This window comes from Novosphingobium malaysiense (assembly GCF_000802225.1).
GTDB lineage: Bacteria > Pseudomonadota > Alphaproteobacteria > Sphingomonadales > Sphingomonadaceae > Novosphingobium > Novosphingobium malaysiense.
The window spans coordinates 90,203-117,195 of the sequence record NZ_JTDI01000001.1; the positions used below are offsets into that span (position 1 = coordinate 90,203).

Consider the following 26,993-nt stretch of genomic DNA (forward strand, 5'->3'; position numbering starts at 1 on the left):
TCACCGATCGAGGCGTCCCGAACTCGCAATTGGGCGATCGACTGGCCTGCCCCGCCATTGGGAGGAGGAGCGACGAGGCAGGCCAGCCAGCTCAGCGCCGGGGCCGCTTCACCCGCAGCGCCGAGCCGTTCCACGTCACCTCGGCATCGGCCGAGGTCTCTTCCGCCACGCTTTCGCCTGCGGAAATCCACTTGATCCGCACCGTCCGGCTCTCGGACATACCCGCGTAGCCCTTGCCCCGACGCGCGCCGAGCGTAACCGTGCCGGTGGTGTCGTCGTAAGTGACCGGCATGCGGCTCCACGCGCCGGCCTTGTACTGCTCGGACCGGCCGTCGTCGTCGTAGAGGGAGAATGCGCCGTCAGCGCCGGTGTAGATTACCAGCGTGACCGGTGCGTCCGGCTTTGCGTCCGTGTATTGTATGACCGGCCCCATCGGCACGATCGAACCGGCACGAACGAACAGCGGCATGCGTTCGGCCGGCGCCGGAACAGTCGCGCTGTGCCCGCCTTCGTAGGTCTTGCCGCTCTCGAAGTTGTACCAGGTTACGCCCTTCCCGGGGAAATAGACCTCGCGATCGCGCGCCTTGTACGTTGTGACCGGAGCAACCAGGAAAGCCTTGCCGAAGAGATACTCGTCATTGACGGTACGGGCCCTGGCGTCATCCGGGAAATCCATCACCAGACCGCGCATGATCGAGCCGTCCTTCATGTAAGTATCGGCCCCGAGCGTGTAGATGTACGGCATCAGGCGGTAGCGCAGCTTGTCGTACCACACCATCGAGGCGCGCATCGGCGAGCCTTCCGGCGAAATCTGGTAGATCTCGCGCCAGGGATATTCGCCATGGCTGCGGAACAGCGGGCTGAAGGCGCCGAACTGGAACCAGCGCAAGTTGAGTTCACGCCACTCCGCCAGATCCTCCGGCTTCGGATCCTCCGCCGCATAGCGCGGCTCGACCGAAAAGCCGCCGATGTCATGCGTCCAGTTGGGCAGACCCGACATCGCCGTGTTCACCCCCGCCGATATCTGCGCATGCAGGTCGTACCAGCGCGTCGCCACGTCGCCAGACCAGACCGCCGCGCTGTAGCGCTGCAGCCCTCCGAAGCCTGAACGGGTCAGCAGGAACGGCCGCACGTCCGGTTTGAACTTGCGCCAGCCATCGTAGAACGAGCGCGCATTCATCAATGGATAGGAATTGAAGAACTCCGCCGCCGGGCCGATCGCCGTCGGGCCCATGGTATCGATGCGCTTATCGATCGAGAGGTTGGAATGCATGTCCGGCTCGCTGGCATCGGCCCACCAGGCATCGAAGCCAAGCTTGCCGATGCGATCCTCGATCTGCCGCCAGAAGATCTCACGGCCCTTTGCCGAATAGGGGTCGTAGAAGGTGTTCAGGTAGCCGGGCCCGACCCAGTCCTTGTTCCCTTGCTCCAGATTGCCGTGATAGATGGCGCCCGCGGCATCGAGTTCCTTGTAATTGTCGGTGGTCGGATAGAATTTCGGCCAGACCGAAATCATGATGTTCGCGTGTTCGTCGTGAACCTGATCGACCATTGCCTTGGGATCGGGGAAGCGCGATGCGTCGAACTCGTGGCTACCCCATGTGGGATCGGTCCAGTAGCGCCAGTCGAGCACGATGTTGTCGATGGGGTACTGCAGCTTGCGATACTCACCCAGCACGTCCAGCAGTTCCTTGCTGGTGTCGTAGCGCTGGCGCGACTGCCAGAAACCGTAGACCCATTTGGGCATCATCTCTGCCTTGCCGGTAAGCTCGCGATAACCGGCGATCACCCCGTCCATGTCCTTTCCGGGTACGAACCAGTAATCCTTATCGCGCGCGACATCGCTGCTGAACCAGACCGAATGGCGGTCGGCCTGCGGCAGCGGATCGTTGTGCAGCAGCGCCATGTAACCTGCGTTGGGTTCCCACTCGATCCGAATGTGCACCGGCTTTCCCGCCGTCATCGGCAGTTCGAAATTGCCGTACCAGGGATTCCAGTTCTGCCGCCAGCGATCGAGCACCAGTTTGCCGTCGGCATAGACCTTGTAATAGCTCGAACCGTAGAGCTGGAACTTGTGCACCCCGGTCTTGTCCGGATGCAGGTCACCATTCCATACGACGGTCTGCGTCTGCACAGCGTTACCCGCGGTGTTCTGGCCTTCGCTGGCAGCCTCGGTCTTCGCCTTGGCAGCCTCCGGCCACTTGGCCTGATCCTCGATATACTGATAGTCGATCGAGGCTTCCTGACGGGCGACGGCGAGCTTGCCATCGAGGAAGTACTCGGCCTTGAAGCCGGGCTTGCCGTCGCTGGTGACTTTCAGCCCGCCCTCGGCACCGACTAGGGAATAGGGCTCGGGGTTGCCGAAGCGGGTAATGCTCTCGTTGTCCCACAGCAGGCCGTAGTTGCGCGTGGAGACGACGAACGGCACGCCGATATCCATGTTGTGCTGGGCAAGTTCGACGTCCTCGCCATTGTAGTCCATCTGCGCGTTCTGGTGCTGGCCGAGGCCGTAGAGGCCTTCGTCGGTCCCGCGGTTGAACTGCTGCGAGACGGTAACGTAAGGCTTGCCGCTCGCCTGGGTCTGCGTGAACACCGTCGGCGCCGACTCCGCGAGCAGTTCCTTGCCTTGGACATCGAGAAAGCGCACGCGGCCGTTCGCCAGATCGACATCGGCGATGGCCTTCGCCGCCTTTACCGTCACGTGACCACCCGCCTGGCTGACGGAATATTTGCCGGGCGCGGGCGGGTTGGGCGCCATCAGGCTTTCGTTGGGCGCGGGCGCCTCGAGGCCGCGCGGATGGGCAACGACGTGGAAAGTGCCATCCCCGTGCAGGGTGATCTCCACGCGATCGGAAGGCCCCGTCTCGGGCGTGACGGCCACGCCGCCGGGAATGGTTTCGACCTGAGCATCGGCCGCCAGCGCTGGCGCCAAGCACAATGCGCTGCCTGCCAACAGAGCCGCGATCCGGATATGCTTCATAAAATAATCCCCTGCCCTTCAGGCCTTGTCTCTCGAATGGATCAAGTCACTTGGATGAATAGAAACCGGTGGTGACCTTGAGCACCTGCGGCTTGTCGACGAGATTGAGGCCGTAGTCGGTCTGATCACCGTTCCAGACGCGGGTCTTGACCCATTTGCCGTCACGGAACGTGCCCTCCTCCACCGACACGATAACCCCGTTGGGTTCGCCGCCGGCGGGAGAGAACCGCACTCGAACATGATCGCCCATGACGAGATATTCGGTATCCGAAAGCTGCGCCACGGCAACGCCGCCGACCGGCGCATCGGCCCAGGGCGGCGGCTCGGAGGGGAGCCAGGTCCAATCCTTCTCGCCAAACTGCCACTGCCCCCAGGTCGCGGTGATTTTCCAGCGTCCCAGCACGGTCTCGCGCGCTGCCCCATCATCGGGCTTGGCCGCCCCCCAGGTCGGGCGCGTATAAGCGATCCGCGCCCAGTCGCGCATGATCGGGGCCAGCGTCGCATAAGGGAGCGCAACGGCCTGGAGCGTCTCCTTGCTGAGATCGCGCGCACCGAGCGGATAGTTGAAGAAGCCGGTATCATCCATGCCGAATGGCGCGAAACCGATGCCGCCGCGGCCGATCGTCGGCCAGAAGAACCGGGCGAACTCTTGCGCATTGCCGATTTCCGGCACCATCAGCGCATTGTCCGGCCGGTCGTACTTGTCGAGATACTGGATCACGTTGCCGCTGTCGCGGTCGTAGATGTCGGGCGCGGCGAAGTCGATCGCCGGCGCCGCCGCCTTCCAGATATCGAGCACGTCCCATTGCGGCCCGCCGCTGGCGACGCCCGTGGGATCGGGCACGTTGGAAGGCCCTGCCAGCGAGGCATTGACGTACATAGGCAGCGGCTTCACCGCCTTGCCCGCCTGCGCCACGGCATTGACGAAGCTGGCCACATACCACGTGTTGAACGCACGCGGCGCCTGCTTGCCGAAAGCCTGTTCCCAAGTGCCTGACTTGCCGGTCTTCGCGGCGAGGGCGGCGGGAACCTGCTGCGCAAAGAGTCGGTTGCCTTCCGCCGAATAGTCGCGTGGCACGCGGTAGGAGCCGGTTTCATTCTCCGGCTGGACCATGATTACGGTGTTCTGCCGATCATGATCGCGCAGATATTCCATAACCTTCACGAATGCGCGACGGTCAGCCTCCAGCGTGGTCTTCGCCAGCGGCGAGAGCACGTAATGGTCGGACCCGTCGGGCGCCTTCATCCGCGGGAAGCGCTTGTTGTCGAGCTTGACCCAGGCGGGTGTGTAGGACGGGCTCGTGTTCTTCCAGGTGCCGAACCAGAGCAGCACCACGCGCTTGTCATGCGCCCGCGCCGCATCGAGCAGGGACTGCAGATAGGAAAAGTCGAACCTGCCTTCGACCGGCTCCACCTGCTCCCACGCGATCGGGATTTCGAGGGTATTGGCATGGATCGCATCGAGCACCGGCCAGACGGCATCGAGCGTGTCCGGATAATTGCTCGAATTGTTCGCTTGTGCCCCCAGCATCAGATAGGGCGCGCCATCGACGATCAGGGCATGGTTGCCGTCACGGCTTTCCAGGCGTGGCAGCGTTGCCGGTGCATCGGCGGCAAACACCGGCCCGGTGGCCGCAAGAAATGCGCCAAGAGCGAGCGATGCGAGAATGGCAGATTTTTTCATTTTCTCCCCTCCACGGGATCTCCGTAGACGATGCCGCGTCCATCGGTGCCGATGTAGACTCGTCCAAACCGACGCGGATCACCTGAAATCACGCGAATGCGCAGCCCCCACTGGTGGGCCTCGTCGTTGATCCGCACCCAATCGTTCCCGCCATCGACCGACCGCCAGATGGCGCGCAGGCCATCTACTGTTCCGAGCGCATAGAGCGCTGGATCGTCATGGCCCGGCGCAGGCTTGCCCAGCCCATAACGTTCTATCTCGATCGTCTTGCCGGTGCGCGTCCAAGTCTCGCCGAAATCGGCCGAGTGCCACAAGGCCCCATCCAGATTGACCCACAGCGCCCCTGCCCGGCCCGGATCGGCCAGCAGTGGCGGCGGCGCTTCGCGGTTGGTGGACCGGGCCGCCGAAAGGTCAGCCGGAAGGCCCGAGCCTGCCACTGCATGGAAATGTGCCCCGCCATCATCGCTGCGCACGATGCGCCCTTTGACGAAGTCGACTGCGTAAAAGCGACGTGCGTCGACCTTGTCGGCCGTGACCCGCACCCGGCTCGGCAAGCCTTCGATGGTCTGCCAATGCGCGCCGCGATCGCGCGTGAACCGGGGAGCGTCTGTCTCCACCAGGAATGTCGAACCGTCCGCTGACACGGTGATCGCGGCATTGCCGGTTTGCTCGGGCGGCGGTGAACCATCGGCGTGGGCCTTGCCTGCCGGCACATGAAGCCGCGTCCACGATCCGCCCCCGTCGGCGGACCAGGCAAGCGAGGTATCGGGCACAACCGGCGCATGGATATTGCCGCTGCGCACCATCACTAGCGGGGCCCGACCGGCATAGTCGAGCGTGTTGGTATTCGCGAGGAACGGGTTGAGATGCATGTGCGGCGGCGAGACGGCAAGGTCATCGTGCCGGAAACCGCTGATGTCGCCGAAGCCGGAAACAAGGTGCGCGCCGCCTGTTGGGCTTGTCAGCGTGATGATCGCGGTCTGTTCGATCCCGCGCGTCCACGGAGTCCAGTGCATGGTGCCCGGCTCTTGCAGTTCGTTCGTCGCGTAGACGGTCGCGCCGGTGACGTAGGCGGCATGGTTGGCGTCGAACGGATCGATAGCCAGACCGGCGATCCAGTGGCCGAAGTTGGCCTTGCCGTCGAAGTCCAGAAATGGCGTCGCCGAAACATCGCGAACGGAGCGCTTGTACAATTCGTCCCAGTGCCCGCCGCCGTCGTGCGAAAGCCAGACGGTATCAACCGGATCGCCGCGATCCACCGTGCTCACGGCAACCGTATCGGGATCGGAGGCAGCGACCGCCACGCCCATGTACCCGCCAACAGGGGCGTCCTTGCCCTTGATCGGCGTCACATCCTGCCAATCGCCGGCTTTCGGATCGAACCGCCAGACAGCGCCGCGGGTGATTCCGTTGGGGCCGATCCCGTCGCACAAGGTCACCGTGAGCACGCCATCGCGCCCGAGCGCAGCCTTGGCCGGCAGCAGGTCTGCAGGCGGCCCGCCTGAGACCGGATGCCACGTCTTGCCGCCATCGTCGGACTGAAACAGATGCTGAGCACCCGGATCGGCATTGCCGACGAAAATTCGGCCCTTGGCTCTGTGATCGAAGACGACGAAGGACAGCCCGCCATGCGTCGCACGCCTGTCGGTAGGAAGGCCAAGCCCGGACAGCGGAAACGATCCGACCTTGCGCCAGGTGGCCCCGGCATCGGTGCTTTGCCAGAGCCCCTGATGGCGCGAGCCGAAGAACAGCCGGTCATGATCGAAGGGGTCGATGGCCAGCCGCTCGCCCAGCCCGCGCCCGTTTTCGTTGCCGCCCATGCGGAACGGGACCGGGGTCACCCGCCACGTTGCGCCATAATCGGTGGAACGGAAGATAGCCGCCGGCGCGGACCAGTTCATGCCGGCGGCAAGATAGACGGTGCCCGGATCGACGGGATCGGCGGCAATGCTTTCGATCCCCATGTAATTGCCTTCGGAAACGGAATCCTGCAGCGGCCACCAGCGCTTCGCCTGCGCGTCCCAGCGATAGGCGCCACCCATGTCGCTGCGCAGCCAGGCCAGGCCAGGCTCGACCGGGCTGAACACGACGCCGGGTGTAAAACCGCCGCCGCCCACACGCACGTTGCGCCAGTCATACGCCATTTGCGCAGTGGACGACCGCGCAGCAGAAACGCCTTCGGAAGGTGCTTCTGCCCGAACCGGAACACCGGCGCACGCCGCCAGTATTGTGAGCGCAACTAACGGCGCTCTAGTCACCCCTGAATTGGCCAAACCCTCGCCTCTCTCCTGCAGTTTCAGCGTTCCTGACATTGCTTTCAGAATCGCGTCTTGACGCTGTAACGCTCTTCATAGATAACGCTAACACCTGTGGAGGGGAATAGCAGTGACGAAAAATTATCCCGTCGCCAATCGCGGTCTTCCCGAAGACTGGCGCGACGGCATATTCCTGGGCCGCATCGCGACCGCGGAGGGCCCGACTCCGATCATGATTCGCGACGGCAGCGTCTTCGACATGGCGCGCGTTGCGCCCACCGTCTCGGCTCTGATCGCCGGCACCGTTCGCTCGGGCGGTGAGCGCCTGGGCGGCATGGACGTGCTGGAAACGGCAAACCTGCTAAGCCCGGTGGACCTGCAGTGCATCAAGGCCTGCGGCGTGACCTTTGCCGTCTCGGCGCTGGAGCGCGTGATCGAGGAACGAGCGCGCGGCGACCATACGCTTGCCGCAAAGATCCGCGGCAAGATCGAAAACGTGCTCGGCGGCTCGATCGGCAGCACCGTGCCCGGATCGCCGGAAGCCGAAGCCCTCAAGCAAGCGCTCATCGGCGAAGACATGTGGTCGCAATACCTGGAAGTCGCGATCGGCCCGGATGCCGAGGTTTTCACCAAGTGCCCGGTCCTGGCGAGTGTCGGTCACGAAGCGGTCATCGGCGTGCGTTCGGATTCCGGATGGAACAATCCCGAACCCGAAGTGGTGGTGATTGCCGGCCCGGACGGCAAGGCCGTGGGCGCGACGTTGGGCAACGACGTGAACTTGCGCGACTTCGAAGGCCGCTCTGCCCTTCTCCTCGGCAAGGCCAAGGACAATAACGCTTCGTGCTCGCTGGGGCCGTTCATCCGCCTGTTCGATGAGGGCTTCACCATGGAGGACGTACGCAGTGCCGATGTGGCAATGACCATCGCGGGTGAGGATGGCTACGTGCTCGAAGGCCACAGCACCATGCGCGAAATCAGCCGCGATCCCGAGGATCTGCTACGCCAGACGATGAGCGAACACCAATACCCGGACGGCTTTGCCCTGTTCTGCGGAACCCTGTTCGCCCCCACTCAGGACCGCAATGAGCCGGGCCGCGGCTTCACCCACAAACCCGACGATGTCGTCACCATATCCAGCGCCCGTCTCGGCACGTTGGTCAACCGGGTGGCGACCTCGGCCCAGGCGCCGGCCTGGACTTTCGGCATCGGTGATCTCTTTACCAATCTTGCACGCCGCGGGCTGCTCCCGGCATGACGAATGATCAGGACGATATGTTGAAACAAACCTCTTCCGGTGGCGTGAGCGCCATTTACCCCGAGCTGCGCGAGAAACGGATCATCGTCACGGGCGGAGCCTCGGGCATCGGTGCCGGGCTTGTCGAGGCATTCGCGGCCCAAGGCTCACGCGTCGTTTTCGTAGACATTCGGGACGCCGAGGGCGAGGCTCTTGCAGGCCGCCTCGCGGATAGTGTGACCCATGCCCCGGTCTATCACAATTTGGACCTCACCGACGTCGATGCAGTGAGCAAGTCCATCACCGGGTTCATCGACGAACTCGGCGGAATCGATGTGCTGATCAACAATGCCGCCAACGACGACCGTCACTCTATCGCGGAGGTAACGCCGGCATTCTGGGAAGAGCGCATGAACGTAAACCTGCGCCACCAGTTCTTCGCCGCGCAGGCGGTGAGCCCCGCAATGCGCGAGGCCGGCGGCGGTGTTATCCTTAACTTCGGATCGATCAGCTGGCACCTGGCCCTGCCCGACCTTGTTCTCTACCAAACCGCCAAGGCAGCCATATCCGGCCTGACGCGCAGCCTCGCCCGCGATCTCGGCGGCGACAACATCCGCGTCAACACGATCGTCCCGGGCAATGTAAAGACCCCGCGCCAGGACCAGTGGTACACGCCCCAGGCGGAAGCCGAAATCGTGGCGGCGCAGTGCCTGCCGGGACGCGTCATGCCCCACGACGTCGCGGCGCTGGCCCTCTTCCTCAGTTCCGACGGCGCCCGCATGTGCACGGCTCACGACTACTGGATCGACGCCGGCTGGCGTTGAAGGCAATGCAGGCAGGGCACCTCCTCTCCGTCGGCGCGACGCTGGGTGAAGGGCCGGCATGGATCGACGGCGCGCTGTGGTTCGTCGATATCAAGCAAGACACGATCTTCCGCTTCGATCCGGCAACCAAGGATCTCCGGAAATGGCAAGCGCCGGACCATGTCGGATGGATCCTGCCTTCTGCAAACACCGGCCTTATCGCGAGCCTGAAAACGGGACCCTGCCGCTTCCTCCCGGACACCGGCGCCTTCGAACCCATAGCGCAGGTCCAGCCGGACCTGCCCGACAACCGCCTGAACGACGCGGGCATCGATGGCCAGGGGCGGATCTGGTTCGGGACCATGGATAATCTCGAGCAAAGCGAGACCGGCCGGATCTTCCTGCTCGACAAGGGCACCGTAATGCCGACGAACCTGGCCCCGGTGGCGATCACCAATGGCCCGGCCATCTCGCCGGACGGCACCAGGCTCTACCATGTCGATACGCTCGGCAGGAAAGTGATCCGGTACATGATCTCGGCCGAGGGCACTCCGGATGCAGGAGACCTCTTCCTGCAATTCAGCGGCGACGAAGGCCACCCGGATGGCGCAATCTGCGATGCGGAAGGCGGCGTGTGGATCGGTTTCTTCGGCGGCAGCGCAGCGCGTCGCTTCAGCCCCGAAGGCGCGCTGACTCATGAAGTGAACTTCCCGGTCAGCAATGTCACCAAGATCGCCTTGGGCGGGACGGACGGCCACACCGCCTTTGCGACGACGGCACGGCAAGGGCTTTCGGACGAGGAGTGCGCACGACAGCCGCTCGCTGGCGACATTTTCACCTTCCGCGTAGAAGTGCCCGCCTCGCCGGAGCGCCGCGCAAATACCTGAATCACATTGGTCCGGCGTGCAAAACAACAAGGCACGGATCGCAGGGAAAGGATCGTCTCAATGGATAGAGTCGGATTGAACAAGCGCCTCATCGCGCTCGTGGTCGCGGTTGCGACGATCGGCGGCTTCATGTTCGGCTATGATTCGGGCGTCATCAACGGCACCCAGAATGGCCTTGAAGCAGCCTTCAATCTTGGCAGCCTGGGCATCGGCATCAATGTGGGCGCCATTCTCGTCGGCTCCTCGATCGGCGCCTTCATCGCGGGGCGCCTTTCGGACATGATCGGCCGGCGCGGCACGATGATGCTGGCGGCAATCCTCTTTCTGTTTTCCGCCGTGCTGGCAGGCGCGGCGGGATCTTCGGCCTTGTTCATCGTGGCACGCATCATCGGTGGCCTGGGCGTCGGTGCCGCCAGCGTGACTTCGCCGGTCTACATTTCCGAGATGACCCCGGCCCATCTGCGCGGCCGCCTTTCCAGCATGCAGCAGGTGATGATCATTACCGGCCTCACCGGGGCCTTCGTTGCCAACTTCGTGCTCGCACGCTGGGCCGGCGGCTCGACGGCGACGCTCTGGTTCGGCTTTCCTGCATGGCGCTGGATGTTCTGGCTGCAGGCCATTCCCGCCGCCCTCTACTTCATCGCCTTGCTCTCGATACCGGAAAGCCCCCGCTACCTTGTCGCGCGCGGGCACGAAGCCCATGCGCACGCCGTGCTGGTTCGCCTGTTCGGGGAAACCGAGGCGAACCGCAAGGTCGCCGAAATCCGCGCTTCGCTTGCCGCCGATCACCATCGTCCGCGTCTGTCCGACCTTATCGACAAACAGACCGGCAAGATCCGCCCCATTCTGTGGGTGGGTATCGGCATCGCCGTGTTCCAGCAATTGGTCGGCATCAACGTCGTCTTCTACTACGGCGCGACGCTGTGGCAGGCCGTCGGTTTCACCGAGGACTATGCGCTCCAGACCAATATCCTGTCGGGCGCGCTTTCCATCGGTGCGTGCATCGCGACCATCGCCCTGATCGACAAGATTGGCCGCAAACCGCTGCTCCTGATCGGTTCCGCGGGCATGGCCGTGTCTCTCGCACTGGTGGCCTGGGCCTTCTCCACCGCGGTGACCGGTCCCGAGGGCGGGCTCGTGCTGCCCGGCAATTCCGGCCTCGTCGCGCTGATTTCGGCCAATGTCTACGTCGTGTTCTTCAATCTAAGCTGGGGGCCGGTGATGTGGGTAATGCTGGGCGAAATGTTCCCCAACCAGATCCGCGGGTCTGCATTGGCGGTGGCGGGTTTCGCCCAGTGGATCGCCAATGCCGCAATCTCGGTGAGCTTTCCCAGCATGGCCGAAAAGCCCGGTCTTGCCATCACGTACGTGCTCTACGCCACGGCAGCGGCGGTCTCCTTCTTCTTCGTGCGCGCAACGGTGCAGGAGACGCGGGGCCGCGAACTGGAAGATATGCAGGGATGAAAATCGCTGCGGGAGACTGGCAACTCGAACTCGACCCGCATTGCGGCGGCATGGTTCGGGCGCTGACCCGGGAGGGGCGCAATATCCTGCGCCCCATGCCGCCGGGCAGCAGCGAGCCGTTCGAAAGTGCCTGTTTCCCGCTGGCGCCCTACGTCAACCGGATTGCCTATGGCCGTTTCGACTGGGAGGGAACGACGCACCGCCTGGCGCCCAACCATGCCGGGCAGAAGCATCCGTTGCACGGCACGGCGTGGCTTGGCGCTTGGACGGTCGAGACCCAAGAGGCGCACAGTGTTACTCAGCGGTATTGTCATGAAACCGGCCCGGATTGGGATTGGTCCTTCACCCTGCGACAGACGCTCACGCTGACGGAGCAAGGTTTGGAAGCGCGTCTCGATATGAAGAATACCGACGAGCACGCCATGCCGGTCAGCCTCGGCTTTCATCCATGGTTTTGCCGCCGGGCAGTCATAGCCATCGCATTTGAAGCCGGTGCGGTGTGGCTGGTCGACGATGACATGCTCCCGACAGAATCGGCGCCTCCCGACACTCTGGGCGACTGGAGCCGCGGCGCGGCCATCGAACGGTCCGATCTGGTCGATCACTGCTATGCCGACTGGAAGGGCGCCTGCACGATCGCGCGTACCGACGGCGACATCGTGCTGGAAGGGAACAACACACCCTTCCTCCATCTTTACGTGCCGCCCGGGAAGGACTTTTTCTGCGCCGAGCCGCAAAACGCGATGCCCAACGCCGTCAATCTCACGCCTCCTGCCCCGCTCGCCCCGGGCCAGTCCACGGGCATTGCCATGCGCATCCGCAGCGCGTGAAACGCCTCGACGGCAGCTGCAGCGCTCAGCCTGGAACGCGCAGCGCGGGCCTTCGGCGGGGCGCCGCGTCCGATTGTCGGCGTACCAACTTGTAATCCACCATGATCCTTTGCGCGCTCATCTCGCCCTTGCGCTTGCTGCGTAGCAGCGTCACGAGCAGTTTCACCGCGCGTCGGCTCATTTCCGCAATGGGCTGATGGATCGTCGTCAGTTCAGGCCAGATCGTCGTTGCCAGAGCCACATCGTCGAAGCCGCAGACGGTCAGGTCTCCCGGCACATCCATGCCGCGACGGTGGGCGATTGCGACGGTGGCCGCGGCCATATCGTCGTTGCTGGCGAATATCGCCGATGGCGCATCGTCCAGCGACAAAAGGATTTCGGCGGCGTCCAGCCCGGACCGGTAGGTGAAGTACCCCTGGCGCACGAGCGCTTCATCGAAGGGTATGCCCGCCTGCACAAGCGCTTCTCGATACCCTTCCAGCCGCTCGCCGCTTGCGGAAAGGTCGGGATGGCCGACGATAAACCCGATCCGCTGATGGCCGAGGCCGATAAGATGCGCCGTCATTTCCCGCGCCGCGCTGCGGTCGTCGATCGTAATTGCCGCAACACCTTCGCGCGGCCGCGCCGTCGCCACCGCGACCGTGGGAACCCCTGAATCTTCCAGGACCTTCATCACTTCGGGCACTTCGTTGAGCGGCGGCGGCAGGATCACCCCGTCAACCCCGCCGGCAATCATGCGTTCGGCTGCGCGGGCAAGATCGGCGCCGTCTTCCACCTTCTGGACAATCAGTTGCACGTCGGACCGCCCGGCCTCCTCGAGGCTTCCGACAATGAAAGCGCTGAGAAACGCTTCGGACGGGTTGGAATAGAGCAGCCCGAGCCGGATCTGGGCGGCACCTGCCAAACTGCGTGCAGCGCGGTTCGGCGCATAGTTGAGCTGGGCTATGGCTGCATTGACGGCGTCGCGGGTCGACTGACGAACTTTGGGTTCGGAATTGATGACCCGCGAGACCGTCATCATCGATACGCCCGCGAGCGCCGCTACGTCGGCTATAGTGGGAGCCCCGGTTTGACGGGACTTCGCATTTCGGCGTTTACGCTCACTATCAGACATATCGGCACTCTAGCAGGACTTCAAAAAAGGCAAAACGCCTTCCCGATGCTATGGCCGGATCATTTATGGTAGCGCAATCATTTTTGATGCCTTAGGGTCCCGGCAAAGGGAAAGAACGAGGATGTGATGAGGCGTTTTCACCGTGTAATGCAGGCTGCCGTCATGGTCTCCTGCGCGTCCATGGCCATGGCACAGGGCCAAGAGCCGACCGCCGCTCCAGCGCCGACTGCCGTGCATCCCGAACGTTGGCCGGCGGCACAAAGCCCCGGGCTTGTCGATGCCAGGAACGAAGCGCGCATCACTGCGATCATGGCGCGCATGAGCCTGCGTGAAAAAATCGGCCAGATGATCCAGGCGGATACCGCCTCGATCACTCCCGAAGATCTCAGGACCTATCCGCTGGGCTCGATCCTGGCCGGCGGCAATTCGCCTCCGCTCGGTGCACCGGACCGCTCGCCCGCGGCAGCATGGGTCGCCACGGCGCAGGCCTTCAACGCCGTCGCCACGGAGAAACGCGAAGGCCACGAGCCGGTCCCCATCATGTTCGGCATCGATGCCGTGCACGGCAACAGCAACGTGGTGGGTGCGACGATCTTCCCGCACAACAGCGGCCTCGGTGCGATGCACGACCCGGCACTGATGCGCGAGATCGGCAAGGCCACGGCCGCCGAAACCGCGGCATCGGGCATCGACTGGGCTTTCGGCCCCACGCTCGCCGTGCCGCAGGACGACCGCTGGGGGCGCGCCTACGAAGGCTATTCGGAAGACCCTGCCCTCGTGGCGGCCTATGCGGGGCCGATGGTCGAAGGGCTCCAGGGCAAGCCCGGCAGCCAAACGACCGTACAGGCCGGCCACGTCGCCGCCAGCGTCAAGCATTTCCTGGGCGATGGCGGCACGGCGGGCGGCATCGACCAAGGCGACACCCGTGTGGATGAGGACACACTGATCCGCATCCATGACGCCGGGTACCCCAAGGCCGTGAACGCCGGGACAATGACGGTCATGGCCTCGTTCTCGAGCTGGAACGGCGTGAAGATGCACGGCAACAAGGCGCTGCTGACCGATGTGCTCAAGGGCCGCATGGGCTTCGACGGCTTCGTCGTGGGCGACTGGAACGGTCATGGCCAGATTCCCGGCTGCACCAACACCGATTGCCCCGCAACCTTCAACGCCGGCCTGGACATGGCAATGGCGCCCGACAGCTGGAAGGGCCTGTTCGAATCGACTCTCGCCGCCGCGAAATCGGGCGAGATCCCGATGGCACGCATCGACGATGCCGTGCGCCGCATCCTGCGCGTAAAGATGAAACTGGGCCTGTTCGATCCCGCCCGCCCCTATGAACACAGACCGCAGGAAATGGGATCTGTCGCGCACCGCGCCATCGCCCGCCAGGCCGTGCGCGAGAGCCTTGTCCTGCTCAAGAACGAAGGTGTGTTGCCGATCAAGCCCAGCGCGACCGTCCTCGTCGCCGGCGACGCAGCGGATGATATCGGCCGGCAGGCCGGGGGATGGACCCTGTCGTGGCAGGGCGATGGCAACACCAATGCCGATTTTCCCGGCGCGACGTCGATCTATGCCGGAATTGCCCGTGCGGTTAAGAAGGCCGGCGGCAAGGCAATCCTTTCTCCGGAGGGCAGCTTCGCGCAGAAGCCCGACGTCGCGGTCGTCGTATTCGGCGAGGAGCCTTACGCCGAACTGCGCGGAGACGTGCGGACACTCGAGTTTCAGCCCGGCCACAAGAAAGCGTTGGCCCTGCTCAAGAAACTCAAGGCTGCGGGCGTACCCACGGTGTCGGTTTTCCTTTCGGGCCGCCCGCTCTGGGTCAATCCCGAGCTCAACCAGTCGGATGCCTTCGTCGCGGCCTGGTTTCCCGGTTCCGAAGGCGAAGGCGTGGCCGACGTTCTCGTGGGTGGCCAGACCGACTTTCACGGTACGCTCTCGTTCAGCTGGCCCAAGACGGCCGGCCAGTTCACCCTCAACAAGGGCGCTGCGGGGTACGACCCGCTGTTTCCGCTCGGCTACGGCCTGACTTATGCGACAGGCGGCCACGTAGGCCCGCTCGCCGAAGAACCGGGCATCGACGCCAGCGATTCCAATTCAAGCACCTTCATCGAAGAGGGCATCGTCGCCAAGCCGTTCCAGATCAAGGCCGACGCCGGTGTCAGCCACCGCCTTGTCGACAGCGCTGACAGGCAGGAAGGCGCCATCCGGTTCGCGTTCACCAGTGCCGGCAAGGCGTCCATTCTCGGCCCCAATCTAACACTCGAACGCGAATCCAACGCGGACATGAATGTGGAGGTGACCTACCGCGTCGATGCCCAGGCTCAGGCGCCCGTCACTCTCGCACTGGGTTCCGGAGCGGTGCGGATCGACAAGTCACTGGCCGACCAGGGCCAATGGGCGAAGTTGCGTATTCCGCTCAAGTGCTTTGCCGAGCATGGCACCTACCTCGGCGGCATCAGCCAGCCCTTCACGCTGAGCGCCGACGCGCCTTTCACCATCACCATCTCGGACATGCACCTCGCCACGGACCCGGCCGGTGCCGTGTGCCCCCAGTAAGGAGACCACCGCGATGACCGACACGCCATCGACCTCCCGCCGCGCCCTGCTCGGCGGTATCGCCGCCGCCGGGCTTGCGGCCACGATCTCCTCTGGCAAGGCCACAGCAGGTCCGACTTCCATAAAGTACTCGGGCCCGTCGATTCCGCTCTGGCCGGGCACGCCCCCGGGGGCACCGGCCGCTTTGCCGGTGCGCAAGGTCGCCCAGCAAAGCAAGGACGCGGCTTTCGACGACCGCTGGATAACCGGCGTGGCTGCGCCCTCGCTCGAAGTTCGCCGCCCGGCGTACCGCGACGGTTCGGCGGTGATCCTGCTGCCGGGCGGCGGCTACGGATTCCTGGCGTGGGACAACGAAGGCGAAGAGCAAGCCCGCTGGCTGACCGAGCGCGGCGTGACATGCTTCATCCTCTCCTACCGCCTTCCCGGCGAGGGGTGGGCCAATCGTGCGACCGTTCCGCTGCAGGATGCCCAGCGCGCCATGCGGATAGTGCGCTCGCGCGCCGACGAATTCGGAATCGATCCCAAGCGCATTGCCGTGCTGGGCTTCTCCGCCGGCGGGCACCTTTCCGGCAGCATCGCCACGCGTTTCGACGAAAAGGTCTACGTCCCCGTCGATGCGGCGGACACGGTTTCGGCCCGGCCCGACCTGGCCGGCATGATCTATCCGGTGGTCAGCCTCGCGCAGCCTTTCACCCACGGCGGATCGCGCGACAATCTGCTCGGCGAAAATGCCAGCGAAGCGCTGCGGCAGGCCGGATCGGTGGAGACCCGCGTAACCGACCAGACGCCACCCGTCTTTCTCACCGCGTCCAGCGACGACGGCCTCGTGCCGATCGCCAACAGCCTGGCCATGTACGATGCCATGCTGGCCCGGCAGCGGCCCGCGGAATTTCACGGCTTCGACAAGGGCGGCCACGGTTTCGGTGCGCGTCTGCCTGACGACGTCCCTGCCCATGCCTGGCCGGATCTTTTCCATGCCTATGGCAAGCGGCACGGGGTCTTTGCGGCATGAAGCGCCTCGCTCTGCTGCTACCCGCCGCTGCCCTGCTGATCGCCGCGGGGGAGCCCCATCACTACCAGTCGAGCCCCGAACGCCGTACGGTCGAGGACACGCGCGACTGGGGCCCGTGGGCAGGTCCGTTCCGGGAAAAGCTGGTCCCGTCGATGATGCAGGACTTCGGCGAGAAATACCTCTATGCGCCGGCCAATGCTGCCCTGCCCCCGCCGGCCAAGGGGGAAAAGCGCGTGGTCTTCATGGGCGATTCGATCACCGATTTGTGGAATCTGGCGCAATACTTTCCCGGCAAGCCCTACATCAACCGGGGCATCGGCGCCCAGGTCACGGCACAGATGCTGGTCCGCTTCGAACAGGACGTCGTCGCCCTCCAACCGAGCGCCGTAGTGATTCTGGGCGGTGTCAACGACGTATCCGGCTTCCTGCAGGTCGAAAGCGCCGAGGGCATCGTTTCCAATATCGAGGCCATGGCCGACATAGCCGACCGCCACGGCATCAAGGTGGTGCTATGCTCGATCCTGCCCGTCACCAACACGCCCACCGTCGATTATAACATTCGCGAACGCAAACCTGCCGAACTGCGGCTGATCAACCGACAACTGGAAGCTCTGGCCAGGGCCCGTGGCTACGCCTACGCCAATTACGCCCCTGCCCTGGCCAACGAAAAGGGCCTCATGCGCCTGGAATTCACCAAGGACGGCGTGCACCCGCTCCCGGCCGGATATGCCCGCATGGCCCCAATCGTCGAATCGGCTATTGGGGCTGCATTCGCAAGCGATCGCCCCTAACACGCACGACCAGCCTGTCGCCGAACGCCCCCACAGAGATCCTCCATTTGCCCGAAAAGTGCCGTCTCACCGGGGCTTACCCGAACTTTCCGAGCACAATTGCCAGACAAATGTTAGCGGTATATTTTTGCTGTTGCGCCCCCGTCACAGCAGTGTTAGGAGCAACAGCCACAGACGGACCGATATCAAAAGGATCGGAAAAACGTCTACGCACGACATAAAGTGATAGCGCTATCATTTAATTGCGCAATATCACTTGGGACAGGAGGGGACTGATAGTGGCCGTATTCAATCAGCTTTGTCGCGGATTTTCGGGGCTCGGCAGCCGCGATTTCCTGCGCGCAAGCGTTTCCGCGACTGCTCTGGTGGGCTGTGTACTCCCCGTCGCTGCATGGGCGCAGGCCGCAAGCAAGTCCGATGTGCAGGCCTCCGATGACGAAATCTCGGAGCAAAATGCAATCATTGTCACCGGCATTCGCGCTTCCCTGCAAGGGGCCCGCGCGCGCAAACGCGACGCCGAGCAGGTCATGGATTCGATCACCGCGCAGGACATCGGCGCCCTTCCAGACCGCTCTGTTTCAGAAGCCTTGCAGCGCGTGCCCGGCGTCACCCTGCAGCGCACCAGCGACAACCGCGACCCGGCACGTCTTTCGGGTGAAGGCGGCGGCGTTTTCATCCGCGGACTGTCATTCGTTCGCTCCGAACTCAACGGCCGCGATGTATTCTCGGCCGCGAATGGCCGTGCGCTCTCGTTCGAAGACATCTCGTCGGACCTGCTTTCCGGGGTCGATGTCTATAAGAACCCCACGGCCGACATGGTTGAAGGTGGGATCGGCGGCACAATCAACCTGCGCACGCGCAAGCCCTTCGATGCGCCCGGGTTCGTTGCCGCCTTTTCCGGCGACATCAATTACGCCGACCTGCGCAAGAAGAGCTTCCTTTCAGGCAATGCGCTGATCAGCGACCGCTGGGACACGTCTCTGGGCGAAATTGGCGTACTGGTGTCCTATTCGGTCAGCAACATCGGCAACCGTACCGACTCCATCTCCACCGGCCGTTACGTGCCCACATCGGTCTCCGCTGATGATGCGGCTGCCTCGGGCGGATCCCTGACCGAAGGCGAGACCGTATATATTCCCAATTCGATGGGCTATCGGCGGATTGACTGGTCGCAAAAGCGCACGGCCTTCGATGGCTCGATCCAGTGGCGCCCGTCGGATACGCTGACCTTTACCGGCGAAGCGCTGATTTCCAAGGCATCTCCACACGACCTTGAATATGCGATGGGCGACTGGTCGCAGCCCGAAACGTACAATCCGAGCTACGTGTATGGTTCGGCGGGCGAACTGGTGTCGGGCGTGGCCCAGAACCGCCAGCTCAACATGGACACGCGCGCAGGCAGTCAAAACAAGAAGACCCAGGACTATTCGTTCAAGGCCGAATGGGTGCCCGACTCGCACTGGACATTTTCGACCGATGTCCAGTACGTGAAGTCGAGCGCAACAGTATACAGCATGACTGCCTTCACCGGCGTCAGCGTTCCTGCGACGTTCGATTTCGACTATTCAGGCAACGACCCCAAGCTCAATATCTATCCGACTGATCCGTCCCAGAGCTTTGCCGACAAGAGCGTCAACTGGTGGGCGGCCGCGATGGATCACCTCGAGGACAACGAGGCGGACCAATGGGCTTGGCGCGGCGATGCCGAGTACCGGTTTGACAACAGCTTCCTGAAGTCGATCAAGGTCGGCGCGCGCTGGACCGACCGACACGCCATCACGCGGCAGACCGGCTACAATTGGAGCGTGCTGTCCGCACAGTACTGGCTTCCGGGTAACGAGGTGTACCTCGACCAGGCGGCCCCCGGCGGACCTTCGGACCTCCCCGATCAGACGCAGTTCGTAACCTTCCCTGACTTCTTCCGAGGCGAGGTCGGCAATCCCACGTCGGGCCTCTGGTTCCCCTCCGGCTCGCTCGTCAACCAAGGCACCGGCCACGCCTACGATTACCTGCAGGCAACGGAAACCAACGGCTGGGGCTGGACACCGTTGAGCAACGATTTTTCCGAAACCACCGGCGGTGGCGGAATCAATGATCAGACGCAGAAAACCTGGGCCGGTTATGCCATGGCGCGGTTCGGCATGGACGAAAGCCCGATCGGGCGGTTCGACGGCAATATCGGCGTTCGTGTCGTACACACGAAGGCCGCAGCGGTCGGCTCGGCGGCCAGCATCGGAACTGTCAGCGTGAACTGCGATCCGACGACAACGGATTGCACGGACTACAACACCGCCGTGGCCTTTATTGCAGGCGACCTGGCAAGCCAGGAAACCTCGGGCAAGAACAGTTATACCGACGTTCTGCCGAGCCTCAATCTGCGATATTTCGCCAGCAACAACCTGCAGATCCGCTTCGCCGTTTCGAAGTCGATCGCTCGCCCGAGCTTCACGCAGCTCAATCCCTACACGTCGCTCTCATTCTCGTTCAATCCGGATGGCACGCCAAGCGGCACGGGCGTTGGCGGCCGTACCACGGCCTTCACCGGTACCGCCGGCAACCCCGACCTGAAGCCCACGCGTGCGACGAACTACGACCTGAGCTTCGAGTACTATTATGGCCGCTCGAACAGCCTGACGCTTGGCTTGTTCTACAAGGATATCAAGGACTACATCTTTGCCGGACTCGTAGAGCAAAGCTACACCAGCAACGGTCAAACGGTCACCTTCGACGTCACCCGCCAAACCAACGGTTCGCACGGGACCATCAAGGGCGCCGAACTGGCCTATACCCAGTTCTTCGACTTCCTTCCCGGCGCTCTCAGCGGATTCGGTTTCAGCGGCAACGTGACCTATGTCGACTCGACCGGCGGCAAGAACACGGCAGTCAACGTGTTCGATACCAACCAGACCACCAACGCGGGTCTGGAACTGCCGCTGGAAGGCCTGTCCAAGTGGTCCTACAATGTCGCCGGCATCTATGAGAAGCACGGCATTTCCGCCCGTGTCGCCTACAATTGGCGCTCCAGCTACCTGTTGACGACGTCTGCCGCGAACATCAACTACCCGGTCTGGGCAGATTCCTACGGGCAGCTTGACGCGTCGTTCCTGGTTTCGGTGGGCGATCACTTCAAGATCGGCCTGCAAGGCACGAACCTGCTGACTTCGCGCACGTTCCTACGCGTGGGCGATCCCAACCTGAAGCCGCGTTACAGCTGGACGGAAACCGACCGCCGCGTGGCCATGGTCGTACGCACCCTGTTCTGATAGCTCCTCCCAAGGCTCCCGGTCCGGTCCCCCGGATCGGGAGCCGATTGGACGAACGGGAGAGGCCTCATGAATGGGCCTGACAGAAAGACAACACGATACGTCGTCGCGGGCGGTGGCAGCGCAGGTTGGATCACGGCAGCCATCCTGGCGCACTTTCTTCCCCCTGATGCAGCTTCCATCATCCTCGTCGAGTCCGAGGAAATCGGCATCATCGGCGTAGGGGAAGCGACTGTCCCGTTGCTCGGTCAACTCAATGCCCTGCTCGGCATTCACGAACCCGATTTCGTCGCTGCCACCAACGGGACATTCAAGCTTGGAATCGAATTTGTCGACTGGGGCGAGAAGGGCAACCGCCACTTCCACGGTTTCGGCGATTTCGGCGAAGACATCGATGGCCTTGCCCCTCATCAACACTGGTTGAGACTAAACAAAACCGGCGCCATCCCACCGCTGGGCGAATGGTCGATGCCTTGGGCGGCGGGGCGCCGCGACCGGTTTGCCCCGCCTCAGGCGATGAAAGGCGAGGCCGCACAATTCAGCTACGCCTATCACTTCGACGCGGCGCTCTATGCCGGCTTTCTGCGCCGCCTCGCTGAAGCGAAGGGCGTGAAGCGGGTCGAGGGCCGCATCATCGATGCAGAACGGGACGGCGAGACTGGCCTGGTCTCCCACCTGACGCTCGACGGCGGTCACCGGATCGACGGCGATATCTTCGTGGACTGCACCGGATTTGCCTCGCTGCTTCTCGGCAAGACGTTGGGCGTTCCCTATCGTGACTGGAGCGAATGGCTTCCCTGCGACCGCGCCGCCGCCGTGCCTTCCAGCCGCGCCGGAAGGCTGACGCCCTTTACGCGCGCCACCGCTCTGCCCGCCGGCTGGCGGTGGCGCATTCCCCTGCAGAGCCGTACCGGCAACGGCCATGTCTATGCGAGCCGGTTTCTGTCCGATGACGAAGCCGTAGCACAGCTTCTGACAGGGCTAGATGGCGAACAACTCGCCGAACCGCGCCTGCTGCGCTTCACGCCAGGGCGGCGCGATCGATTCTGGGAAGGCAACGTCATTGCCATCGGACTCGCAGCCGGTTTTCTCGAACCCCTCGAGTCCACCGCAATCCAGCTCATTCAGACCGGTGCCGCGCGGATCGTGGAATATCTGCCTTCCGGTCGTCCCGATGCTGCGCTTGCAGCCGAGTATAACCGTCAGACTGCGCTCGAATACGAACGCATCCGCGACTTCATCATCGCCCACTATTGCCGATCGCGACGGACCGAGCCTTTGTGGCGCGAAGTCGCCACGATGGATCTGCCCGAAACGCTGGCCCATAAGCTTGCTGTCTGGAGCGCGTGCGGGCGTGTCCCCCTTTACGAGCTCGAATCCCACCAGGAAGCGAGCTGGGTATCGATTCTCATTGGCCAGGGCATAATTCCGAATTCCCACAATCCGCGCGCAGACGCCCTGCCCGAATCGAAGGTGCGCACCATTCTGGAACAGCGGCGCATGTTTCTCGCGCAGGCTGCCGGACGCATGCCTGCTCACGACTATTTCATCTCGCGCACGTGCTCAGCCCGCGAGATGGCATGACCGGACCAATTGAACGTGTCGTAATTGCCGGCGGCGGCAGCGCCGGATGGATGTCTGCCGCGGCGCTTGCGCACACTCTGCGCGGCACGAATATCGCCATCGATCTTGTGGAATCCGATAAAATCGGCACGGTTGGCGTGGGGGAAGCGACCATCCCCCCCATCCGCATCTTCAACCAGATGCTGGGCATAGACGAAACGGAGTTCGTCCGCGCTACCCAAGGCACGTTCAAGCTCGGCATTGAATTCGTCGGCTGGGGAAACCGGGAGGGCCGCTATTTCCATCCCTTCGGCCGACACGGCGACGACTTCGGTCCCGTCCCCTTTCATCAGCAATGGCTTGCCGCACGCGCGGCGGGAGAGGATAGCCCGCTGGCAGCCTATTCGCTCGCCACCGTCGCGGCCCGGCAAGGCCGCTTTGCACCGCCTCTTATGCACGCCGGACGGGCCACCGTATGGTCCACGTTTTCGCACGCATATCACTTTGATGCATCGCTCTATGCCTCCTTTCTGCGCCAGCGCGCCGAGGCGCAGGGTGTGCGGCGACATGAAGGCCAAATCGCAGATGTCCGGCGCGATTCGCAAAGTGGCCACGTGCGCGAAATCGTTTTGCGTGACGGGAGGCGCCTCAAGGGAGACCTTTTTCTCGATTGTACAGGCTTTCGCGCCCTCTTGATCGGAAAGGTTCTGCAGACACCTTTCGAGGACTGGAGCCACTGGTTGCCTTGCGATCGGGCCCTTGCTGTGCCCACGAACAGCACTTCCCCTCCCGTCCCCTACACGCGTTCGACGGCACGCCGAGCAGGATGGCAATGGCGTATTCCGCTACAACACAGAGTCGGCAACGGCCTGGTGTGGTGCAGCGCCTTTCTGGATGAAGACGCGGCCCGCGAGGAACTTTCAGCCAACCTCGACGCTCCAATGCTCGCGGAACCCCGCCTTCTACGATTCACCACCGGAAGACGGACAGACGCATGGGCGAGCAATGTCGTTGCAATCGGCCTGGCGTCCGGCTTTCTCGAACCGCTGGAGTCGACCAGTCTTCACCTTGTCCAGACGGCCATCACGCGCTTGCTCTCCTGGTTTCCCGGAAAGGACTTCAACCCACTGGTCCGCGCAGAGTACAACCGCCTTACTGCACGGGAATGGGAGGCGGTTCGCGATCTGCTGATCTTTCACTATACCGCCGCAAGGCGAACCGACACACCATTCTGGCAGCATTGTCGAACGATCTCTCTTCCCGATGCGCTTGCGAACCGCATCGATCTGTACCGCTCCTCCGGACGCATAATGGATCGCGATGGCGACGTCTTTGGACGCGACAGCTGGCTGGCCGTCATGGCGGGGCAAGGCATCGATCCATTGGATCGTGATCGCCTTGCCGATGCGGTACCCGCTGCCGAGCGGCTGAAAGTACTCGCAGCCATGCGAGAGGTCATCCACACGACAGCGGCATCGATGCCCTCTCACGCCGAAACGCTGCGCGGTGCTTTCCGGTCCAACGGAGCGGCGGAGCCGTCTTCCTGACCGAAGTCTACGGCGCTACCTCGCGATACGCGGTAGGCACCTCAGCTCAGTATCCGCTGCTGTTTTCCGTTGCGCTGCCCGAACCCGACGGCGCCTCCGGGGCCACGCCCGGCACCCCGAGGAAGTCTCCCTCCTCGCCGAACCATGCGCGGAATTCGGTAAAGCCGGGAACGCCTTCGAAAGTGGAACTGGCCATCTGGTCGACTTCGACATGGATCACCGCGGGCTTGCCCGAGGCCAGCGCGCGTTCGACGGCCGGGGCCAGGTCCTCCAGGCGTTCGACGTATTCGCCATGCGCGCCGAAACTCTCGGCGGTCTTGTCGAGCCGTACTTCGTTGCTCCAGCGGGCTTCCGGCGTCGATGTGTTTTCGCCGAAATTGGCCTTGTAGGAGGCCGCTTCCAGCCCCCAAGCGTGGTCGACCGAGACGATACAGATGATCGGCAGTTTCTTGCGCACCGCCGTCTCGATCTCGGAAATGTGGAAGAGAAACGCGGAGTCCCCCGTCAGCAACACCGCCCGGCGCTTGTCGCCCACCGCAAGCTGCGCGCCCATGGCCATGGGCAGGCCATTGCCGATCGCGCCCCAGTTCGAACTCCACATCGAATCGCGCGGCGTGAACTGCACTAGTGCAGAGGCCCACATGCTCGCGCCGCCGCCGTCACGGATGAGGATCGAGTCCTCGGGGACGACCTTGGTCGCTACGATCGGCACCTGCCCGGGATGGATCGGCATCGAGGTGGTCGGGATCGCATCCATCAGCGCCTGCTTGGCGTCATCGCGCTGCTTGGTCCATTCGGGCAGCTTGGCGGGCAATTCGCGCGATACGCCTTCCAAAGCCTTGTTGAGCTGCGGCACCACGTCGCGCAAGTCGCCGACCAGCGGCACGTCGATCGGGCGGTTCACGCCCATCGCATCGGCATCACGCTCGATGTAGATCCACTTGCGCGTCTCGTTGCCCGGCTTCCACGAATGGCCGCGCCCGTAATTGAGCGCCTCGCCCAGCTCGGTGCCGATGGCCAGCACGACATCGGACTGACCGGCGATTTCTGCACCCACGGGAGAACTGTAGTTGAAGGTCCGCGCTTCCATGCCCGGCAGAATCGCCTCGACGGCATTGGACAGCAGGATCGGGCAGTTGAGCTTGCCGGCGAGTTCGGTGAGCACGTCGTGGGCGCGGCTGACGAAACCGCCCTGCCCGAGCAGCAGGACCGGCGACTTGGCGCCTTCCAGCAGCGCCTTGGCTTCGGCGATGGACTGCGCATCGGCCCTCTGGTGCACCAGCCGGTAGCGGTCAGGCGCAAGCGCGGGTTTCTTCTCGAACTTGGCCTGCATCACGCCGAGCGGCAATTCGATGTACGTCGGTCCCGGCACGCCGCTGAGCGCCTGGCGGAAGGCCTCGTGGAAGATCTCGTCGGTTTGCTGCGGATATTCGATCACGCCGGTGTACTTCACCGTGTTCTCGAACAGCGGCGGCTGGCTCATGTACTGCATCTTGCCGCGCCGCACTTTCTGTTCGTAGAAGCGCTGGCGGTTGGCCATGATGAACACGGCCGGCACATTTTCCTTCATCATGAAGTTGGCGCCCGCCATAACATTGGCAACGCCCGGTCCCTTGTTCATGCACAGCACCGCCGGCTTGCCGGTCATGCGGAAATAGCCGTCCGCTGTCAGTGCGGCAGCCTGTTCATGGTGCGGCGAAACGATACGCATTCCGCGCCGTTCCGCTTCGATGAACATGCCAAAGAAGCTGGGATCCGGAATCCCGAAGAGCGTATCCACACCTTCCGCCTGCAGCAGGTCGAGAATATGGTCGTACATGGTCTGGGTCATCGGGACAGGCCTCTCACTAGCAACGTCGTTTCAAGGGCGGCGGCGGACTCACGGTCTCGCAAGCACCCCAAGGCGCACCGGACTGCCCCGATGTGCCTCAAAGCCTCGTAGCCCCGCCAGCCCGACTTGGCCTCCCCCGTTTCGACAACGCCCGGGTTTCAACGCCTCGGCGTTATCCTGCAGCCGAATCCGTGGAGTGGCTAACCTTCGAGCAGGGCCATGTCCTCGGCGGAGAGCACAAGGCGAGTGGCCTGCATGATTTCATCCAGTTGTGTCGGCGTGGTAGCGCTGGCGATCGGAGCGGTGACGGAGGGTCGCGCCATTGCCCAGGCAAGGGCGACCTGCGCCGGGCGGGCGCCGTGCCGTTCGGCAACCGCGTCCAGCCGTTCCAGCAGCGCCAGGCCCTCTTCATTGAGATATTGCGTGACCACCCGTCCGCGAGCCTTGCCCTCGGCATCCGCGGGCTTTCGGTACTTGCCGGTCAGGAATCCGCCTGCCAGCGCGTAGTACGTCACCACGCCGAGGTCGTACCGTATCGCAAGATCCTCGACGGCGCCTTCATAGTGTCCACGCTCTGCCAGGTTGTGGTGCGGCTGAATCACTTCGTATCGGGCACGCCCGTCACCGCCGGCCGATAGCGCGGCCGCGAGCTGATCGGCGGGATAGTTCGAGCAGCCGGCATGGCCGATCCTGCCCGCGTCGATCAGCCCCTGAAAGGCCTCGAGCGTCTCCTCTATGGGCGTTTTCGTATCGGGGGCGTGGGAGAGGTAGACGTCGATGCGATCGGTCTGCAGCCGCCGCAAGGACGCCTCGCAGGCGCGCGGCAGGTAGTCGCGCCCCAGTCCTTCCAGCCCCTCGCCCATCGGCAATCCGCCCTTGGTGATCAGGACGACGCGATCGCGCACGCCGCGATCCTTCATCCATTCGCCGATCATCGTCTCGGATTCGCCGCCGACCAGCCCCGGCGCATAGCGGTTGTAGACATCCGCGGTGTCGATGGCATTGAAGCCGGCGTCCAGAAACGCGTCCAGGATTGCAAACGAGGTCTCCCTGTCCGCCGTCCAGCCGAACACGTTTCCGCCAAGGACCAGCGGCGCAATCTCTATACCGGTGCTGCCCAAGTTGCGCATGCGCATGATGCTTCCTTCTCCCTTGTCCGTGTTTCGCGGTTGACCG

At 63.5% G+C, this 26,993-nt stretch carries 17 protein-coding genes; 11 read left to right on the top strand and 6 right to left on the bottom strand.

The window, feature by feature from the left end; genetic code table 11:
• Window positions 1-91 precede the first annotated feature (91 nt).
• From LK12_RS00340 to LK12_RS00350, 3 genes are read right to left on the bottom strand one after another with little or no spacing between them, the layout of a single operon-like run.
• A complete protein-coding gene (locus LK12_RS00340) occupies window positions 92-2,980 on the bottom strand; it encodes a TIM-barrel domain-containing protein (protein ID WP_039278031.1) in 2,889 nt (962 codons plus the stop codon).
• 46 nt (window positions 2,981-3,026) lie between these two features.
• Window positions 3,027-4,664: a DUF5597 domain-containing protein gene (locus LK12_RS00345; RefSeq protein ID WP_052223043.1), complete on the bottom strand. Its 1,638-nt coding sequence runs from the start codon at window positions 4,662-4,664 to the stop codon at window positions 3,027-3,029.
• Complete coding sequence (locus tag LK12_RS00350) at window positions 4,661-6,808, bottom strand: WD40/YVTN/BNR-like repeat-containing protein (RefSeq protein WP_231568165.1); 2,148 nt, start codon at window positions 6,806-6,808, stop codon at window positions 4,661-4,663. The genes LK12_RS00345 and LK12_RS00350 overlap by 4 nt, the downstream gene beginning before the upstream one ends.
• A gap of 241 nt (window positions 6,809-7,049) precedes the next feature.
• On the opposite strand from LK12_RS00350, the gene LK12_RS00355 reads away from it, so the two are divergent.
• Genes LK12_RS00355 through LK12_RS00375 form a run of 5 tightly spaced genes read left to right on the top strand, consistent with a single transcriptional unit; the run spans window position 7,050 to window position 12,137 of the window.
• Entirely contained in the window at window positions 7,050-8,174 is a 1,125-nt protein-coding gene (locus tag LK12_RS00355) for a fumarylacetoacetate hydrolase family protein (RefSeq protein ID WP_039278040.1), read from the top strand.
• Window positions 8,175-8,191: 17 nt separating this feature from the next.
• Window positions 8,192-8,977 (top strand): SDR family NAD(P)-dependent oxidoreductase, encoded by a 786-nt coding sequence (locus tag LK12_RS00360; protein ID WP_039279938.1) that lies wholly within the window; start codon window positions 8,192-8,194, stop codon window positions 8,975-8,977.
• Window positions 8,978-8,982: 5 nt separating this feature from the next.
• Window positions 8,983-9,843 carry an SMP-30/gluconolactonase/LRE family protein gene (locus LK12_RS00365; RefSeq protein ID WP_039278041.1) on the top strand — a complete coding sequence of 287 codons (861 nt, stop codon included), beginning with the start codon at window positions 8,983-8,985 and terminating at the stop codon, window positions 9,841-9,843.
• 6 nt (window positions 9,844-9,849) lie between these two features.
• Window positions 9,850-11,307 carry a sugar porter family MFS transporter gene (locus LK12_RS00370; RefSeq protein WP_269430618.1) on the top strand — a complete coding sequence of 486 codons (1,458 nt, stop codon included), beginning with the start codon at window positions 9,850-9,852 and terminating at the stop codon, window positions 11,305-11,307.
• Window positions 11,304-12,137: an aldose 1-epimerase gene (locus LK12_RS00375; RefSeq protein ID WP_052223044.1), complete on the top strand. Its 834-nt coding sequence runs from the start codon at window positions 11,304-11,306 to the stop codon at window positions 12,135-12,137. Before LK12_RS00370 ends, LK12_RS00375 begins: the two co-directional genes overlap by 4 nt.
• Window positions 12,138-12,162: 25 nt before the next feature.
• On the opposite strand, the gene LK12_RS00380 is transcribed toward LK12_RS00375, so the two are convergent.
• The gene (locus LK12_RS00380) at window positions 12,163-13,251 is read right to left on the bottom strand and encodes a LacI family DNA-binding transcriptional regulator (RefSeq protein WP_039278045.1); all 1,089 of its coding nucleotides are present in this window, start codon (window positions 13,249-13,251) and stop codon (window positions 12,163-12,165) included.
• A gap of 186 nt (window positions 13,252-13,437) precedes the next feature.
• Between LK12_RS00380 and LK12_RS00385 the strand changes: the two genes are divergently transcribed.
• The 6 genes from LK12_RS00385 (at window position 13,438) to LK12_RS00410 (ending at window position 23,986) form a co-directional block, all read left to right on the top strand.
• Window positions 13,438-15,810 carry a glycoside hydrolase family 3 protein gene (locus tag LK12_RS00385; protein ID WP_231568167.1) on the top strand — a complete coding sequence of 791 codons (2,373 nt, stop codon included), beginning with the start codon at window positions 13,438-13,440 and terminating at the stop codon, window positions 15,808-15,810.
• Between the two features lie 13 nt (window positions 15,811-15,823).
• A complete protein-coding gene (locus LK12_RS00390; protein WP_039278048.1) occupies window positions 15,824-16,822 on the top strand; it encodes an alpha/beta hydrolase in 999 nt (332 codons plus the stop codon).
• Entirely contained in the window at window positions 16,819-17,613 is a 795-nt protein-coding gene (locus LK12_RS00395; protein WP_039278050.1) for a GDSL-type esterase/lipase family protein, read from the top strand. Before LK12_RS00390 ends, LK12_RS00395 begins: the two co-directional genes overlap by 4 nt.
• A 278-nt stretch (window positions 17,614-17,891) precedes the next feature.
• Window positions 17,892-20,876: a TonB-dependent receptor gene (locus LK12_RS00400; protein ID WP_039278052.1), complete on the top strand. Its 2,985-nt coding sequence runs from the start codon at window positions 17,892-17,894 to the stop codon at window positions 20,874-20,876.
• Between the two features lie 69 nt (window positions 20,877-20,945).
• Entirely contained in the window at window positions 20,946-22,460 is a 1,515-nt protein-coding gene (locus tag LK12_RS00405) for a tryptophan halogenase family protein (RefSeq protein WP_039278055.1), read from the top strand.
• A 50-nt stretch (window positions 22,461-22,510) separates the two neighbouring features.
• Window positions 22,511-23,986, top strand: a complete 1,476-nt coding sequence (locus LK12_RS00410) for a tryptophan halogenase family protein (protein WP_331454123.1) — start codon at window positions 22,511-22,513, stop codon at window positions 23,984-23,986.
• 46 nt (window positions 23,987-24,032) lie between these two features.
• Here the strand turns inward: LK12_RS00410 and LK12_RS00415 are convergent, their stop codons facing one another.
• On the bottom strand, window positions 24,033-25,817 hold the full coding sequence (locus LK12_RS00415; protein ID WP_052223045.1) for a thiamine pyrophosphate-binding protein: 1,785 nt from the start codon (window positions 25,815-25,817) through the stop codon (window positions 24,033-24,035).
• 200 nt (window positions 25,818-26,017) lie between these two features.
• Window positions 26,018-26,953, bottom strand: a complete 936-nt coding sequence (locus LK12_RS00420) for an aldo/keto reductase (RefSeq protein WP_039278059.1) — start codon at window positions 26,951-26,953, stop codon at window positions 26,018-26,020.
• Window positions 26,954-26,993: the final 40 nt, after the last annotated feature.